Here is a 16,942-nt window from a genome sequence, read left to right as displayed (position 1 = left end):
GTTCTACAGGCTTGCGATGATCCGCGCACGCTCCGCGGTGTACTCCTCGTCGGAGATGGCGCCGCTGGCACGCAGGTTCTCGATCTCCTGCAGTCGTTGCGTCGTCGGCGCCGCGGTTGGCGCCGGCGTCCACGGCGTGTGGGCAACACCGTGGTGCTGCAGGGGCTGAATCGTCGCGGTCGAACCTTGGCCGAGATTGAGCAGCCCGAGTCGCAACAAGATAATCAGCAGGCCGATGCCTCCGACCGGCAGGCCGAAGTAGAGCGTCCAACCACCGGGCAGGCCGAGTTCGCTCAACGCGACAAAGCGAATCACGAACGAGATTACGAAGAACGCGGCGATCGCCCCGGCCAGGATGACCATGGGTTTGTTGTTTTTCATGATGGGTGTTCCTTTCGTCTGATTCACTGCGGCCGTCCGGCCACCGAATGTCGGCGTGGCGACGCTCGGTGACCGGACAGAGCCGGTGTTAGGGGCAGGCGACGTCGAGTTCGAACGACTTGTTCACCGGTCCTGCCATCGGGTTGGACATGTCCACACCACTGGCGGTGCCGCTGATCTTGTACGTGCTGCCGTCCTTGGTGGCGTTGGCCTTGCCGCTGGTGCCGCCGACGCCCAGCGTGACGCCGTTGACATTGCCCAGCGCAACGGATTTGACGACCGGCGGGTTGGCATCGGTCAGCACGGCGCCGATGCCGGTGGGAACACCGGACGAACCGGCCCCACCACCGATGGCGATGTTGACCGTGCCGGCGGTGGTGGTGCAGGCGACCTGGCCCTTGACGTTTTGATCTTTACCGTCGACGAGCACCTTGGTGTTCGACGAGCCGGCGGGTGCCACTGCAGCATTACCGACGTGGGTGGCCGTGTCGTGGTGTGAACAACCCACCATCACCGTGGCGAGGGTGGCCGCCGTACCGGCCATGATCAGGACTTCGCGTTTCATTGATGGACTCCTTGTTTGTGTTGTGAACGTGATGCCTAATCACAGTGCGGCAGCGGGCTTTATGGATCCTTAATGCGCAGTACGCTCACGTCGACACGTCACCGGACATGTCGACGTACATCGACTGAAGTCCAACCCGACCGGGGCCGGTGAAGCGATTGAAGACGAGATTGCCGCTGCCACCGAACATTCCGGTCCGAAGTCCATAAACCTGCGGATCCATCCGCACACTTTCGTCCCGGAAGATCCAACTTCCCGGCTCCACATCGATCTGCTCACCGGGGGCGAGAACTTTTTCAAAGACGTTCCCGTAGCCGTGCAGCCACACCACGCCCTCTGACTGTGTCGCGGCGAACCGGTCCACGAAGAACCCGGTCGAGCCGAACAACATGTTTCGGATCCCCTTCTGGCGGGTGTATCCGTACTCCAAATTGCCGGTGGCCGCGAGGTATTGGTGCTCGCGAACCTCGACCGCAGCGCCGGGCCGCAAATGCAGCGGAAAGACGTGGCCGGTGCCGTCACGCGAAAACGCGATCTGGCCCGGCCCGCGCGCCTCGGTCATCAGCAGTTGCATGCCCGCGATCATCCGCTTGAGCGCACCCTTGCCCCTGAGCCCGATATCGAGCCCAGGGTCCTTCCATAAAATGACATGGTGCTCGAAGAACACCGGCACGCTGCCGTCGAGCCAGATGTGCAGTACCGGCACCAACTCTCCGTCGATCCGGTAGTACACACCCGGGGCGCGGCCGTCGTCGACGGTGGTGGGCAGCAACTGTGGGGGTTCGGGCCGATACGAGTTGGCCATCTCTCCGGCTCAAGGTCGCTTGGCGTAGCGAGTGAGGAATCCGGTGGCTGCAACCGTCGCGACGACGCCGATCACACCCCACAGCACAATGGAGAACACGAGCGAGGAGAACAAGAAGTCGTACGTCAGCGACAGATAGATCGACCACAGCACCCGGTAGAGGCACCAGAAAGCGACCAGTCCCGCGCTGATCCCGATGATCAGGCTGCGACTGCGATCGACGCGGTCGATGTGTTCCTCGATGCTGGCGGGCAGAATCTTCATGTGCGTTGTCCTTTCATGAGGGTGCGGTGTTGCGGTGCAACACCTGCGCTCGCTCACGATGCGGTACAGCGCTTACTGGATCCTTAACGGACCGCTCACCCGACTACGGCTACGGCGCGGCCGGGCCGGCCCCGGTCTCGAGCGTGAATTCTTGGTCGCCGATCCGAATGCGATCGCCATCGCGCAGTTCGGCACTGGGGTCGATACGTTTCCGGCGCACCCGGACCCCGTTGGCCGATGCCAGATCGGTGATGAGCATCGTCCGACCGTCATCGGCGATGACGGCGTGGTGGCGGCTGACCTTGGCGTCGGACAGCACGATGTCGTTGTCCGGGCTGCGGCCTATCCGGGTGGCCGTGCCGGCTAACGCATAGCGTCGCCCGTCCGCGCCGACCAGTGCGGCCGTCGCAGTCCGGCGGACTCGGATTGCGTTGTCCGACTGCGCGACAATGGTGTCCTCGGCGTGCGATTGGGCAACCTTGCGAGCGTCCAACGGCTCTTGGCGCAGGATCCGCTCGTAGAGTTCCCGGATCGTCCAGCTCGGGTCGATGCCCAAGTCTTCCGCGAGTAGCGCTTTCAGCCGCAGGTACGCGTCCAGCGCATCTGACTGACGGTCGGACAAGTAGTAGGCGGTAATCAACTGCGCCCACAACGGTTCCCGATAGCCGTGCCTGGCGGTCAACGCCTCCAGCTCGGCGATCACGTTATTCGGTCGACCGCAAGCGATTTCGGCTTCGGCACGCGCGATGTAGACAAGAACCCGCTCTTCGTCGATCGCCGCGGCCAGGGTCTCCACGAAGTGAAAGTCGCTCAGGTCCTCCAGAACCGGGCCGCGCCACTCGCCTAGCGCGGCCAACAGGTGCTGGCTGGCCTGCTCGAACTCCGCGTCGGCCGCGGCCTGCACGCCGGCGTTTTTCTCGGCGATGAAGCGGCCAAAGTCGTACTGATCGTCGTTGATAGACAGTTGATAGCCCGGCGGTGTGCTGGCCAGCACGGAACGGTCAATGCCGGCGTCGCTCATCAGCCGACGCAAGTTAGAAATGTAGGCGTGCAGCGTGGCCCGCGCTCCCTGCGGCGGCCGCTGATCCCATGCGGCACCGATGAGCGAGTCGATGCCCACCGGTCGGTTCGCATTGACGACCAACATCGCCAGCACCGCACGCTGCTTCGGTGTGCCCAAGGGCAGCGATTCATCGCCCATGCGCACCTGCAACGGCCCCAATACACCGAACTGGGCACCCGCAAAGGACCGCCCCGTGCCCAATCCATCGGCCATCATGACGTTTCTGCGCTCACCAGGTTCGCCAGCTAAACAACAGCAGCATAGCTTCCAGTTAGGATTTGCCCATGCCGGTATCGGTAGGCGAAGCGTTCGCGGGATTCACGATCCTGCGGGTGCTGGGCGCCGGCGGCATGGGCACGGTGTATTTGGCCGCGCATCCCCGGTTGCCGCGCCAGGACGCGCTGAAGGTGCTGCCGACGCAGTGGACCGCGGACCCGCAATATCGGGCGCGGTTTCTGCGTGAGGCCGATCTGACGGCCAGCTTGTCGCATCCCAACATCTTGGGTGTTCATGACCGCGGTGAATACGACGGTCAGTTGTGGATTTCGATGGATTACGTCGGGGGCACGGACGCCTCCCGGCTGGTGCGCGAGCACCATCCAGACGGCCTGCCCGTCAGTGAAGCGCTGGAGATCATCACGGCGGTCGCGTCGGCGTTGGATTATGCGCATCAACGGGGCTTGCTGCACCGCGACGTGAAACCGGCCAACATCCTGCTGGATCCACAAGCACAACGAATTTTCCTGGCCGACTTCGGTATCGCGCGTCTGATCGATGACCCATCGGGGCTGACCGCGACGAATATGGCCGTCGGCACGATGGCGTACGCGGCGCCCGAGCAGTTGAGAGGTGAGCCGCTCGACGGTCGGACCGATCAATATGCACTGGCGTGCACCGCCTTTGACCTGTTGACTGGGGCGCCACCGTACGTCGATTCCAACCCCGCCGTGGTGATCACCAAACATGTTGCGGCTCCGGTACCTTCGCTGGGCGAACGTCGGCCGGAGTTGGCGGTGCTGGATCCGGTGCTGGCCCGGGCGATGGCCAAGGCGCCCGCCGACCGGTATCCCAGTTGCCGAGACTTCGCCCGCGAGCTGAGCACTCTTCTCAGCCCGCCTTCCGGCCACGTCCACCAATCGCCACCCGCACCGCCGCCGGGCCCACCTGCGCCCGCGCCCACCCTGATGACCAGCACGCCGCGTGTTTCACGCCCGACATTGATTGCGTCGCTGGCGGTTACCGCGTTGCTGCTGGTGGCCGCGGCGGTTTTTGCGGGTATGACGTTTGTGCGGCACCACGATCGGACCGGCACCACACCATCGACCGCGACCGCGGCCACAGCCCACGCGTTCAGCGGCACCTACCGGGCGGACTACGGTCCCGGCACCGACCTGGAGGGTAAAGCGGTCGCGGGTGCTCCGCCCATGACTGGCACCTGGGATGTGCGCTCCGCGTGCGGATCCGGCGGCTGTATCGCGACCGCGTCCTACGTCGGTGGTAGCGGAGTCGTGCTCGTCTCGAATTTGGTGTTCGATCAGGTGGGCGGTAGCTGGCTTGCCGTGGGTCTCGGGTCCACGTCCTGCAACGACGCGCCGACCGAAGTCTGGGTGGTGTTCACCCTGCAGCCGCAATCCGACGGCAGCCTGTCCGGTGAAACCACCAGGTCCACCACCAACAGCTGCAGCACGGCGAAGCGAACCGTAACCTTCACCCGCACGGGCGATCCCGACCTCTCCAAAGTCCCCGATCCGGCCACATTGCCGCCGCGGGCGGCATCCCCGTCCACAGCCCTACGCGGGCGATACCACGAAACGATCACCTACGCGAACGGCGGGTCCGCACCGGGACAAGACGATCTCACGGTCCGTACCGTGTGTCTGCGCACCGGTGATCGGTGCATGAGCTTGTTTCATGCGATCGACGGCGTGGTGCCCCTGGTGTTCAGCGGCGGCAAATGGACCCGCAACGACGAGGGCACGGTGCCCTGCAATCTCGGCGGGACGGTGAATATCAAACTCAGCGCGGAATATCCGCTGCCCGAGCCGCTGCAAGATCCGATTCCACTGCTCACCGGCCACGGCCACAACGTGACGACTGGAAGCGCTTGTGCCGGAGGAGATTTTGAAGACAAGTTCGAGCGTACCGGCGACTGACCGGGCGTTAAGGATTCATTCAGTGCCGCTGCTTAGCGTAATCGCCATGAACATCAATCCGAAGCGGAACCTCGCCGCTGCACTGCTGTCAGGCGTCGTCGCGGTGGCCGCGCTGGCGACCGGCACTGCCCAGGCTGCACCCGGGGACAACTTCTCGCAACCCCACCAATGGTGTCCGGGACAGTCCTTACCCATGGACGACGTCCACTGGGACAACAACATCTGCCACACCTGGTTCTGGGTCCCCGTCGGTGGAATGGGCAATGCCGGCCAGTTCGTCTGGGACGGAGCGACTCCCCCACCGCACGGCCCGCCGCCCTGCTATGGCGCCCCGATCTGTCTGCCCGGTCTGTAGCCGCAACTCACTTCTTGGTCAGCTGGTGACGGGTCCGGTCCTCACGGACCGGAATACCGTTGCGGCCATTGAGATCTTGAGCGTATAGACCAATCGCATAGGCGACACCACCGCCGTTGATGCCGAATTCGGCGCGGTCGATGTGCTCCAAGGTGTCAGTGCTCTTGTGATAGTTCGGGTCGAACGGCTGGTCCGCTTCACCGCCCCACAGCTTGGCCTCTTGCGAAGACTTCTTGTTCTCCGCGCCGGAGAACAAGCCGCCCGACGGGATGCCGGCCTGGGTGAAGCCATCGTAGTCGGACCTGCCGTCAAACGACGTGTCCTGCGGCGTCTTTCCAGCGGAGTTGAGGTAGGCGGCCAGCGTCCGCTCGATTCCGGCGGAGCCCTCGGGCACCACCGGATTACCCCGCTTGTCAGCCGGCAACGACTGGTCGCCGTCGTAGGTGAAGTAGCCCGGGTTCGGCGACGCGAGCATGTCGAAATTCAGGTATAGCGCAATGTTTTTGAGCGCTTCGATATCCAACGACTCCACGTACTTCCGCGAGCCGATCAGCCCAAGCTCCTCAGCACCCCAGAAGCCGAATCGCACCGCGTTGTGGATCCCTGGCGAACTGCCTAGTTGCAGAGCGGTCTCCAGAACCGCGGCCACACCGGATCCGTTGTCGTTGATGCCGGGACCCTCGGGAACGCTGTCGAGGTGTGCCCCGGCCATCACCACATCGCTGGTCGACCCGGTCTTGGTCTGGGCGATCACGTTGCGGGCCTGAATGGTCTTGGTGTCGGCGGAGAGTTGTACCGTCGCATCCCCCTGGGTGGTCCGAAGCAGCGCGCCATCGGGTTTGGTGACGCTGACGACCGGGATCTTGACGTCGGTGGTCTCGCCGAGGGTGCCGCCCATCTGCTCCTCGACGACGTTGTCCGCCACGACGATCGCCACCGCGCCGCGTTGCGCGGCGTTGCCTTCCTTCTGGGCGAACGGGCAGGTGCCACGGTCTACCAGCACGACCGCGCCGTTGACCGGGAGTTTGTCGTAGTCGGCGGCATTGCAGCCGGGGCTTGCGTCGGTCGGCACGGCCACCAGCGGACCGGTCACTCCGACCGGCGGGGTGGCGGGGCTGTACTCCAGCGCACGCGCGTCGAATTTCCTGCCGGCAACGGTCAACGATCCCGGTTCGGCGTGAAAGACGTGCGCCTCGAATTGCATGGTCTTCACGTCAAAACCCTTGTCCCGCAACTTACCCGAGACGTAATCGACGCTGGCGTCGTAGCCGGGAGTGCCGACCGCGCGGGTGTTGCCGTTGGCATTGGCGATGTCCTGCAGCTTGGTCAAGTGAGCCATCATCGCGTCGCTGCTGACCCGCCCGTGCAAGGCGGCCGCGAAGTCCGGACCCGATCTCGGGGTCATCGAATTGGCGGTGTCGGAGGACGCACACCCGCCGGTCGCCAACAGCAGAGCCGCGACGGCGGCCAGGATTGGTCTTGATTTGCTCATCATCGCGCCCCAGGTTAGACGTCCGCGCCGAGGTGCACCGTCAACTGGCGGCTTCGGCGGAATCGTCGAGTCGCAGATACGCCTGGATCGTGGTGCCCGCGGCCGTGGAGTGCGTGCGTAACAAGTCGGCGATCGCGTTGACCACAAACAGACCGTAGGGACCGGGGCCGCCCGCGACGGGTGGTCGGCGGCCTGCCAGCGGGTCGGCCCAGTAGCCCATGTCGCGCGCCTCGCAGACCACGTATCCGTTCTCGTACCAGAACGCCATTCGGCAGGCGCCCCCGGCGTGGTCGAGGCTGTTGGTCGCCAACTCGGTGGCAACCAACAGCAGATCGGCGACTCGCTCCGCGGACATCCCGAGCAGCCGGCTATAACGTTCACCGCATCGGCGGGCGCCGGCCAGATCCCCCGCCTGCGCGACGGTGTGTGTCACCGCGGCCGCACTGGTCGCCAACGGTTGGTTGCACTGGTCGAGCGCGGCATCGACCGCGTACTCCGGGCAATGTCGCCGCGATCCACCCAGCCAGATCTGCGGATGCGTGAGGCGGACATCGGCCAGGACGCTTTCGTCCAGGCAGGACGCGTCGTAGGGGCACAGGCCGGCGATGTCCGTACCGGCGAACGCGATATTGGCGAGGGCTTCGTGCTGCATGCACGCGAGGTATTCAGAGGCACTCCGGCCCACCCAGGCCGATTCGGCGACCACGCGGACACGCTGGCCTGTATGCCGTTCGACGAAGGACAGTTGCCCGGCCAGGATGCGTCCTGGATTGCGGCCAAAGTCGGTGATGTCGGCCATCGTCACCTCGGCGGCCGCATCACCCAAAGCGCCGCGCAACGATGCCAATCTGTCCCCTGGAACCGCGACCAAGACGGGCTCCAGAAGCTCCAAACCGTCGCTGATGAATTGCACGAGCCGGTCCACGTATTCGCGCTCCGAGTGGTACAGGAGCGCCGCATGGTCGTAGCCCCGACTGTCCACGTGTGTTCTCAGTGTCATGTCGACGGATTAATTTCGTTGTTTGGCTGCATGGGTGCTTCGGTAGAACTACCCAGGCGCCGAAAACCTAATCAGGCTCGGTCGGTCTGCTTCAGAATCAGATCGGCCACGGCCCGCATGCCCGCGGCGTTGGGATGAAACGGCGCGGGACGCCATGGCAACGGCAAACCCGCGGCAACCGCCCAGGGATCCGCGGACCAGCCGTGATGGTTTCGACTGGCGTGCCCGGCCCGCACGACCTCGCAGCCGGTGGCCTGCGCAGCCGCCGCGGTGGCTCCCTCCAGACGTGCGGCGATCACGCGACCCAGGTCCGCGTGCTCCGCTGACAGCGGAGCAGCCTCTTCGCCTACCGGCGGCAACAGGGTGAGATAGTCGACGAACACGACCCGCGCCCGAGGCGACCGCTGCCGCACCGCGGCACCGACGGCGTGCAACGCCGCTTCGATCCCGTTGAGGGCTTTCCCGCGGGCGTCGCGGTCGAACAGCTCACGCAGACCAGCGGCGATCGGAGGCAGTCTGCGGACGACCGTGGGCAGCGAAGCGGCCATCAGCAGCGGCACGTATCCGACGTCGTTGCCGCCGATGGTGATGGTCACCAGCTCTTCGGAGCCATCCAGCGCCTCGATCTGGGGCTGGGCACGGCGCTGACGGCCGGTGAGCACGTGGGCCGTGGTGGCGCCGGAGAAGGTGACGTCGACGAGGTCGAGCTTCAATCGCTCGGCAACCAGATGGGCGTAGTTGCGCGCCGATCGGCCCGACCGGAACGGCGCGCCCGCGGCCGAGGGCCGGATTCCGGGTCCGGCGGCCATCGAGCTGCCGAGCGCCACGTACCGCCCGGTCATATCGACGGGCTCGACGCCTGCGCCCAGAATCGCTTCGGAATGCGACCGGCACGCCGGGCCAGATACCCCGCGGTGACGGCGCCTGCCATTGCGGCGGCCATCGCGGGTGGATCGGCGGCGCGGGTCACCGCGGTGGCCAACAGCACGGCGTCGCAACCCAACTCCATCGCGAGCGCGGCATCACTGGCGGTGCCGATCCCGGCGTCGAGGACAACCGGCACACCGGCTTGGGCGACGATCATTTCGATGTTGTGCGGGTTGGCGATTCCCAGCCCCGTGCCGATCGGCGAACCGAGCGGCATCACCGCCGCGCACCCGGTGTCTTCCAATCGTTTGGCCAGCACCGGGTCGTCGTTGGTGTACGGCAGCACCACGAATCCGTCGTCAACCAATTGTTCGGCGGCACGGACTAATTCGACGGCATCGGGCAACAGGGTGCGCTCGTCGGCGATCACTTCCAGCTTGATCCATTCGGTGCCCAACGCTTCGCGAGCGAGCTGCGCGGTGAGCACCGCTTCGGCGGCGCCGCGACAGCCCGCGGTGTTGGGCAGCGGTGTGATGCCCAGTCGGCTCAACAGATCGAGCATGCCGGTGCCGCCCTCGGCATCGACGCGGCGCATTGCGACGGTGGTCAACTCGGTACCCGATGCGATCAAGGCCTCTTCGAGGACCGCAAGGTTCGCCGCGCCGCCGGTACCCATGATCAACCGAGATGTGAAGCTGCGCCCGGCGATGGTCAGTTTCGAGTCAGCCACCCTGCACCGCCGTCACCACTTCGATGTTTGCACCGTCGGAAAGCGCTGTGGCCCAGCGGGATCGCGGCAGGACGGCCTGGTCGACCGCGACCGCGATGCCGCGGTCCGGGTAGCCCAGCGACTGCAACAGCGCTGCAACCGTGGTGTGGTCGTCGACCTCGAGGTCGTCGGCGTTGACACGAATGATCACGTGTGGACTCCAACCGGAATGAGTTCGGACACAATCTGTTCAGCCGTCCACGGTGCCAGCAGGAAACCGGATCGGCCGTGGCCGGCAGCGATCAGCGTCCGGGCGTCCAGACGTCCCACCAGGGGCAGGTTGTCCGGCGTCATCGGACGCAGGCCGGCAATGCACTCGGCCAGCTCGTACTCGCCGAGCGCCGGCATGACCGCGCACGCGTCGTCGAGCAGATCCCGCACCCCGGACACGCTGGGGGCGGTGTCGCGGCCGTGCTCGTACTGGGTCGCGCCGACCACCACGCCGTCGGCGCGTGGCACCACATAAACCTGACGTCCGTGCACCCGAGCCCGAATTACTCTTTGCGGCAACGGCATACACCCCTTGCGCCAACGCAATCTCAGCACTTCACCCTTCACCGGCCGAATCGGCAGACCGGGCCACAAGGCCGGGGCATCGATACCGTTGGCGATCACGACCGCGTCGGCATGGACCGCGTCCAGATCGGCAACCGGCCCGTCCCAGTCGACGCCTAGTTGTTCGCACGCCGCCGACAGCCCGTCGAGCAGCGCGCGATTGTCCACCGCGAGCTCGGTGGGCGCCCGGAAACCATGCCGAATGCCTTGCGCCAGCATCGGTTCCACGTCGCGCACCGCCGACTCCCAGATCACCGGATGACCTTGCGTGGACAACCAGTCGGCGACCGTGCGCAGGTCGGCGACGTCGGCACGGTCGACGGCGACCGTCAAGGACTCCCGCGCGGTGATCACCTGGCCGGGTAGGCCGTCGGTGAATCCGCCCTGCTGCCAGAGCCGCAGCGACGCCAGACCCAGCTGCAGCAATCGCTCCTCGCCGGGCCAGCCTTCGCTGTGCGGCGCCAGCATTCCGGCGGCCACCCACGACGCACCGGGCTGACCGGACCGATGCACCCGCACCGACCAACCGGCTTGCGCCGCGCGGCGCGCCACAGACAGCCCGATGACACCGCCGCCAATGACGGCCAGCGTTCCCGCGTCCGGTGGCATCTTCGCTCCCTTCGCCGGCATGATCCGGATCAGGTGTGTGACGGTAAGGACAGGTACTCGTGTCCACTCTCAGCCCCCGTGCCCGGGACTCCCGCGTCGACTCCCCACGGTAGTCGCTAGCGTCGCGGTGTGCACCAACCTTCGGCGCGACTCGCGAACGCGCGACTGTACCTGTGCACTGACGCGCGTCGCGACCGTGGCGACCTGGCCGAATTCGCCGACGCCGCGCTGGCCGGCGGGGTCGACGTCATTCAACTGCGCGACAAGGGCTCGGCCGCTGAGCACCGGCTGGGCCCGCTCGAGGCCCGCGACGAATTGGCGGCGCTGGAGATACTCGGCGACGCGGCGCGGCGACACGGCGCCCTGTTGGCCGTCAACGACCGCGCCGACATCGCCCGCGCCGCCGGTGCCGCGGTGCTGCACCTGGGCCAAGACGACCTGCCGCTGAGCGTGGCGCGCGAGATCGTCGGCCCGGACACGGTGATCGGCCGTTCCACCCACGATCGTCAGCAGGTCGGCGCAGCGATCAGCGAGGACGTCGACTATTTCTGCGTCGGGCCGTGTTGGCCGACCCCGACCAAGCCCGGACGCACCGCGCCCGGGCTGGCGCTGGTGCGGGCCGCTGCCGAGCTGGCGGGCAACAAACCCTGGTTCGCCATCGGCGGCATCGACGTGGATCGACTGCCGGACGTGCTGGACGCCGGCGCGCGGCGCATCGTCGTCGTCCGGGCCATCACCGGCGCGGAAGATCCCCGGGCCGCGGCCGAGCAGCTCAGTTCGGCACTTGCAGCAGCGAGCTGATCCGGGAGCTCAGCTGCGACGGCGCCTGATCTGGGTGGCCCGCGGTGCACCACACGAAGACCCCTTGCTCGACCTCGACCGTGCGCGGCAGGCTGAGCCGCAGCTCGTCGTCATGGTCTAGCGGCAGGGCCTCCTGCGCGGTCCGCAGCCGTTGCCAACTGGCCGCGAAGCCGGGATGCAGCGGCAGGGCGGCCACCTCGTCTTCACCGACCCAACGCATCTCGGCGCTCTCGTAATTGGCTTCCGTCTGCAGCAGTTCTGCGGCGTCAGCGACGACCGTCGTGTAGGTCCAGTCGGTGCCGCTCGCCTCGGCGGTGATCACGGTTCCCCGTACCGATAGCAGCTCGCCGGGCAGACCGGCCTCCTCGTGAGCTTCCCGGACGGCGGCCTCCTCGGCGGTCTCGTGGCTGTCGCGGGCGCCACCCGGCAGACCCCACGTTCCGCCCTGATGGCTCCACGGCGCCCTGTGCTGCAGCAACACCGCCGGGGTGCCGTCGCGCAACGGCGCCCGGAGCAACAAACCCGCCGCGCCGAACCGCCCCCAGTAAGGGTTGCCGGTGTCGGACACCACCCATCCGTCACCGTCGCCGCGCACGCGTTCAGGATAAGCAGCACCCGATGTCGATGCGGCGTGTGTCGCGGGCTGGTAACAAGTCGGGAAATCTGAGTGGGCAGGTCCCCGCATCTCAGGAAAAGACTCTTAGACTTCGCTTATAGAGTTCATTACAAGCACGCTGGGAAAGATGAGGTCCGAACAGACGTGACCGTTGAGTTGGCGCACCCGTCGACTGAGCCGCTTGGTTCGCGGTCGCCGATTGAGTCGGCCCACCCCCGCTGGTGGTTCGTTGCCACGACGCCGGGTCGCATTCTGTCCATCGGTCTGGTCCTGGCAATCCTCGGCGGGCTAAGCGCGTTCGCCACGTCGACCACGATCAACCAGCGACAGCATGCGCTGACCACCGTGCTGAACCACACCGAGCCGCTGGCCTTCGCGGCCGGGCGGCTGTACACCACGCTGTCGGTGGCCGATGCGGCCGCCGCGACCGCCTTCATCGCGCAAGCCGAGCCGCGCACCGTCCGGCAGCGTTACGAGCAGGCGATCACTGACGCGGCGGTGGCGGTGACCAGGGCGTCCAGCGGGCTGACCGATGAGCCGCTGGTGCAGTTACTCGGCAGGGTCAATGCTGAGCTGGCGGTGTACACCGGGCTGATCGAAATCGCCCGGACCAACAACCGGGCCGGTAATCCCGTCGGCTCGTCGTACCTGTCCGAAGCGTCCACGCTGATGCAGTCGGCGATCTTGCCGGACGCCGCGCGGCTGTACAGCGAGACCTCGGAGCGGGTGGACACCGAAACCACCGCGTCCACCCAGATCCCGGCTCCGGTGATCCTCGTCGTTCTCGCGACGGCGGTGTTCGGCTCGTTCTCGCACCGCTGGCTGGCCCGGCACACCAACCGGCGGATCAACCCCGGTCTTGTCGCCGGTGCACTCGCGATTCTGGTTATGGTGGTCTGGGTGGGTACCGCGCTCGCCATTTCCACCGCCGGTAGCCGTAGCGCGAAAAACACTGCGGCAGAGTCACTGAAGACCATCACCAACATGTCCATCAGTGCGCAGCAGGCGCGTGCCGACGAGACCTTGTCGCTGATTCGGCGCGGGGACGAAGAAACCCGCAAGCAATCCTTCTATCAACGCATCGACGCCATGCACAAGCAGCTCGACGAATATCTGGCTCGTCAGGACGCCGTCGACAAGAGCGACTTGCAGGGTGCCGCTCAACTGCTGTCGCAGTGGCGGCGGGCCGACGATCGGATCAACGTCTACATATCGGTCGGTAATTATCGGGCCGCCACGCAGGTGGCCCTGGGCAGCGGAGAGAACGACTCCACCCCGGCGTTCGACAAACTCGACCGCGCACTTGTCAAGGCCATGGAGCAGAGCCGTCATGAATTACGCGACGACGTCCTCAACGCGCGGCGGGGACTGTCCGGCGCCACAGTGGGTGCCATCGTGCTGAGCCTGGGCGCAGCCGTCGCCGTCGCTCTCGGACTGTGGCCCCGGCTAAGCGAGTACCGATGACGACGCGGCCGCTCAGGATCCTGTGCGCCGCCCTTACGGCGGCCACGCTTTTGGCCGGCTGCAGCGAGACCGGTTCCATGCTGGTGGCCCCTGCCCCGACGCTCGCGCCGCCCACCCCGGCCGGTATGCAGGAGATGCCGCCGCAGCCGCCGCTGCCCCCGGACAAGACCGCCGACGACTGCAACCCCACCGTCAGCCTGCGCCCGTTCGACAATCCGGTCGACTCCGACGCCGCGGTGGCCGCTATCCGCGCCCGCGGCCGGTTGATCGTCGGCCTGGACATCGGCAGCAACCTGTTCAGCTTCCGCGATCCGATCACCGGCGAAATCGCCGGCTTCGACGTCGACATCGCCGGCGAGGTGGCGCGCGATATCTTCGGTAACCCATCGCAAGTCGAGTACCGGATCCTGTCGTCCGACGAACGCATCACCGCGCTGCAGAAATCGCAAGTCGACATCGTGGTTAAGACGATGACCATCACCTGCGAGCGACGCAAGCAGGTCAACTTCTCCACCGTCTACCTCGACGCCAGCCAGCGCATCCTGGCCTCGCGCGACTCCCCGGTGACCAAGCCGGCGGACCTGTCCGGAAAGCGGGTCTGCGTGGCGAAGGGCACGACGTCGCTGCACCGGATCCGTGAGATCGCGCCACCGCCGATTGTGGTCGAGGTGGTGAACTGGGCCGACTGCCTGGTGACGTTGCAACAACGTCAGGTCGACGCGGTCAGCACCGATGACTCGATTCTGGCCGGGTTGGTTTCTCAGGACCCGTATCTGCACATCGTCGGGCCCAACATGGGCACCCAGCCTTACGGCATCGGGGTCAAGCTGGAGAACACCGGACTGGTTCGTTTCGTCAACGGCACTCTGGAACGCGTCCGCCGCGATGGCACTTGGAATGCGTTGTACCGCAAATGGTTAACGGTGCTGGGGATTGCGCCGGTCCCGCCGAGCCCGAGGTACGAGGACTGATGGCCGAGCAAGGGGTGTACCCGGAAAGCCAGGAACCGGACGACGTCGGTCCGGGTACTCAGCCCTTCGACGCGATGGTGGACTCGTCCGCTCAGAGCCGCCCACTGGCCACCCAGGCGATCTTCCGGCCCGACTTCGACGATGACGACGACGACGCCGCGCTGCACAGCGCCGACACCACGCCGCGGGAGCGGGTGAAGTCGGCGACGCGGGCTCCGGTGCGACGGCTGGGGGGTGGACTCGTAGAAATCCCGCGGGTGCCCGACATCGACCCGCTCGAAGCGTTGATGCCCAATCCGGTTGTGCCGGAGTCCAAACGGTTCTGCTGGAACTGTGGACGGCCGGTCGGCCGAGCCAGCAAGGAAGACAAGGCGCAGTCTGAGGGCTGGTGCCCGTACTGTGGAAGCCCGTATTCTTTCCTGCCGCAACTGAATCCGGGTGCCGTCGTTGCCGGCCAGTACGTCATCAAGGGCTGCATCGCGCACGGCGGACTGGGCTGGGTTTATCTGGCGCTCGACCGCAACGTCAACGATCGCCCGGTGGTGCTCAAAGGCCTGGTGCATTCCGGTGACGCCGAAGCACAGGCCATCGCCATGGCCGAGCGGCGGTTCCTCGCCGAGGTCGTGCACCCCTCGATCGTGCAGATCTTCAACTTCGTTGAGCACACCGACCAGCATGGCGAACCGGTGGGTTACATCGTCATGGAGTACGTCGGTGGGCAGTCGCTCAAACGTCGCAAGGGCGACCGGCTGCCGGTCGCCGAAGCGATCGCGTACGTGATGGAGATCCTTCCGGCGCTGAGCTATCTGCACTCCATCGGTCTGGTCTACAACGACCTCAAGCCGGAAAACATCATGCTCACCGAGGAGCAACTCAAGCTGATCGACCTGGGGGCCGTCTCGCGGATCAACTCGTTCGGCTATCTCTACGGCACACCGGGGTATCAAGCACCCGAGATCGTGCGAACCGGTCCGACGATCGCCAGCGACATCTACACGGTCGGTCGCACACTGGCTGCCCTGACGTTGAAACTGCGGGCCCGCGGCGGACGCTACGTCGACGGGTTGCCCGAAGACGACCCGGTGCTCGCCAAGTACGACTCATTCGGCCGGTTGCTGCGCCGCGCAATCGATCCGGATCCGCGGCGGCGCTTCGTCAGCGCCGAGGAAATGTCCGGACAGCTTTCCGGTGTGCTGCGTGAGGTGGTCGCGCAGGACACCGGCGTACGGCGGCCGGGCTTGTCGACGATCTTCTCCCGCAGCCGCTCGACATTCGGCGAATCGCTGTTGGTCGCTCACACCGACGTGTACCTCGACGGTCATGTGCATGCGGAGAAGTTGACCGCAAAGGAGATCGTCACCGCGCTGCAGGTGCCGCTGGTCGATCCGGCCGACGTCGCCGCACCGCTGCTGCAGGCAACCGTGCTGTCGCAACCGGTGCAGACGTTGGATTCGCTGCGTGCATTCCGCCACGGCGCAATGGATTCCGATGATATCGACTTGTCGGATTCCATCGAGCTGCCGTTGATGGAGGTGCGTGCGCTGCTGGACCTTGGCGATGTCGCCAAGGCCACCCGCAAGCTCGACGACCTCGCCGATCGGGTCGGCTGGCGTTGGCGGCTGGTCTGGTATCGAGCAGTCTCGGAATTGCTGACCGCCGACTACGAGTCGGCGAGCAAGCATTTCAGCGAGGTGCTGGACACCTTCCCCGGCGAGCTGGCGCCCAAGATGGCCCTGGCCGCGACGGCCGAATTGGCCGGCAGCTCAGACGAACACAAGTACTACGAGGAGGTGTGGAAGACCGACGACGGGGTGATCTCGGCGGCCTTCGGATTGGCCAGGGCGCAGTCGGTCGAGGGAGACCGGGGCGGTGCGGTGCGCACTCTTGACGAAGTCCCGGCCACCTCAAGGTATTTCACCACCGCGAGGCTCACCAGCGCCGTGACGTTGCTGTCCGGCCGTTCGGCCAGTGAAATCACCGAAGACCAGATCCGCGACGCCGCACGACGGGTAGAGGCGCTGCCGCCAACCGAGCCGCGGGTGCTGCAGATTCGCGCCCTCGTGCTCGGTAGTGCTTTGGACTGGCTGGGAGATCACGAGGCCAGCACCAACCACATTCTCGGCTTTCCGTTCACCGAACACGGGCTGCGGCTTGGTGTCGAGGCGTCTCTGCGCGGGCTGGCCCGGGCGGCGCCTACCCAGGCGCACCGCTA

Annotated in this window: 18 protein-coding genes; 6 read left to right on the top strand and 12 right to left on the bottom strand. The window is 66.1% G+C overall.

The window, feature by feature from the left end; genetic code table 11:
• Window positions 1–3 precede the first annotated feature (3 nt).
• From VGH54_RS30045 to VGH54_RS13175, 5 genes are all read right to left on the bottom strand, one after another.
• Entirely contained in the window at window positions 4–381 is a 378-nt protein-coding gene (locus tag VGH54_RS30045; RefSeq protein WP_414688699.1) for an SHOCT domain-containing protein, read from the bottom strand.
• Between the two features lie 88 nt (window positions 382–469).
• Window positions 470–946: a lipoprotein LpqH gene (locus tag VGH54_RS13190; RefSeq protein WP_331512455.1), complete on the bottom strand. Its 477-nt coding sequence runs from the start codon at window positions 944–946 to the stop codon at window positions 470–472.
• An 85-nt stretch (window positions 947–1,031) separates the two neighbouring features.
• Window positions 1,032–1,751, bottom strand: a complete 720-nt coding sequence (locus VGH54_RS13185; RefSeq protein ID WP_331512454.1) for an AIM24 family protein — start codon at window positions 1,749–1,751, stop codon at window positions 1,032–1,034.
• A gap of 9 nt (window positions 1,752–1,760) precedes the next feature.
• On the bottom strand, window positions 1,761–2,015 hold the full coding sequence (locus VGH54_RS13180; RefSeq protein WP_331512452.1) for a hypothetical protein: 255 nt from the start codon (window positions 2,013–2,015) through the stop codon (window positions 1,761–1,763).
• Window positions 2,016–2,124: 109 nt separating this feature from the next.
• Window positions 2,125–3,291: a BTAD domain-containing putative transcriptional regulator gene (locus VGH54_RS13175; protein ID WP_331512451.1), complete on the bottom strand. Its 1,167-nt coding sequence runs from the start codon at window positions 3,289–3,291 to the stop codon at window positions 2,125–2,127.
• A 71-nt stretch (window positions 3,292–3,362) separates the two neighbouring features.
• On the opposite strand from VGH54_RS13175, the gene VGH54_RS13170 reads away from it, so the two are divergent.
• Window positions 3,363–5,231, top strand: a complete 1,869-nt coding sequence (locus VGH54_RS13170) for a serine/threonine-protein kinase (protein ID WP_331512450.1) — start codon at window positions 3,363–3,365, stop codon at window positions 5,229–5,231.
• Between the two features lie 46 nt (window positions 5,232–5,277).
• Entirely contained in the window at window positions 5,278–5,586 is a 309-nt protein-coding gene (locus tag VGH54_RS13165) for a hypothetical protein (protein WP_331512449.1), read from the top strand.
• 7 nt (window positions 5,587–5,593) lie between these two features.
• On the opposite strand, the gene VGH54_RS13160 is transcribed toward VGH54_RS13165, so the two are convergent.
• From VGH54_RS13160 to thiO, 6 genes are all read right to left on the bottom strand, one after another.
• The gene (locus tag VGH54_RS13160; protein WP_331512448.1) at window positions 5,594–7,081 is read right to left on the bottom strand and encodes a M28 family metallopeptidase; all 1,488 of its coding nucleotides are present in this window, start codon (window positions 7,079–7,081) and stop codon (window positions 5,594–5,596) included.
• 37 nt (window positions 7,082–7,118) lie between these two features.
• Window positions 7,119–8,078, bottom strand: a complete 960-nt coding sequence (locus VGH54_RS13155; protein ID WP_331512447.1) for an anti-sigma factor RsbA family regulatory protein — start codon at window positions 8,076–8,078, stop codon at window positions 7,119–7,121.
• A 71-nt stretch (window positions 8,079–8,149) separates the two neighbouring features.
• Complete coding sequence (locus VGH54_RS13150; protein WP_331512446.1) at window positions 8,150–8,920, bottom strand: SGNH/GDSL hydrolase family protein; 771 nt, start codon at window positions 8,918–8,920, stop codon at window positions 8,150–8,152.
• Window positions 8,917–9,675, bottom strand: coding sequence for a thiazole synthase (locus VGH54_RS13145; RefSeq protein ID WP_331512445.1), 759 nt, complete (start codon window positions 9,673–9,675; stop codon window positions 8,917–8,919). The genes VGH54_RS13150 and VGH54_RS13145 overlap by 4 nt, the downstream gene beginning before the upstream one ends.
• Window positions 9,668–9,865, bottom strand: a complete 198-nt coding sequence (thiS, locus tag VGH54_RS13140) for a sulfur carrier protein ThiS (RefSeq protein ID WP_331512443.1) — start codon at window positions 9,863–9,865, stop codon at window positions 9,668–9,670. The genes VGH54_RS13145 and thiS overlap by 8 nt, the downstream gene beginning before the upstream one ends.
• Window positions 9,862–10,878 (bottom strand): glycine oxidase ThiO, encoded by a 1,017-nt coding sequence (gene thiO, locus VGH54_RS13135; RefSeq protein WP_331512442.1) that lies wholly within the window; start codon window positions 10,876–10,878, stop codon window positions 9,862–9,864. Before thiO ends, thiS begins: the two co-directional genes overlap by 4 nt.
• Window positions 10,879–11,007: 129 nt before the next feature.
• Between thiO and thiE the strand changes: the two genes are divergently transcribed.
• Window positions 11,008–11,679, top strand: coding sequence for a thiamine phosphate synthase (gene thiE / locus VGH54_RS13130; protein WP_331512441.1), 672 nt, complete (start codon window positions 11,008–11,010; stop codon window positions 11,677–11,679).
• Here the strand turns inward: thiE and VGH54_RS13125 are convergent.
• Window positions 11,651–12,274: an NUDIX hydrolase gene (locus VGH54_RS13125; RefSeq protein WP_331512440.1), complete on the bottom strand. Its 624-nt coding sequence runs from the start codon at window positions 12,272–12,274 to the stop codon at window positions 11,651–11,653. The genes thiE and VGH54_RS13125 overlap by 29 nt on opposite strands.
• 165 nt (window positions 12,275–12,439) lie before the next feature.
• Between VGH54_RS13125 and glnX the strand changes: the two genes are divergently transcribed.
• The 3 genes from glnX to VGH54_RS13110 all read left to right on the top strand — a co-directional run.
• The gene (glnX, locus tag VGH54_RS13120; protein ID WP_331512439.1) at window positions 12,440–13,759 is read left to right on the top strand and encodes a protein kinase G-activating protein GlnX; all 1,320 of its coding nucleotides are present in this window, start codon (window positions 12,440–12,442) and stop codon (window positions 13,757–13,759) included.
• A complete protein-coding gene (locus tag VGH54_RS13115; protein ID WP_331512438.1) occupies window positions 13,756–14,730 on the top strand; it encodes a glutamate ABC transporter substrate-binding protein in 975 nt (324 codons plus the stop codon). Before glnX ends, VGH54_RS13115 begins: the two co-directional genes overlap by 4 nt.
• Window positions 14,730–16,942: serine/threonine-protein kinase PknG (locus VGH54_RS13110; RefSeq protein ID WP_331512437.1), on the top strand; the 2,213-nt coding region annotated here is incomplete at its 3' end. The genes VGH54_RS13115 and VGH54_RS13110, both read left to right, overlap by 1 nt.

This window comes from Mycobacterium sp. (genome assembly GCF_036488105.1).
Taxonomy (GTDB): Bacteria; Actinomycetota; Actinomycetes; order Mycobacteriales; family Mycobacteriaceae; genus Mycobacterium.
This window is presented reverse-complemented; position numbering and strand designations above follow the sequence as displayed.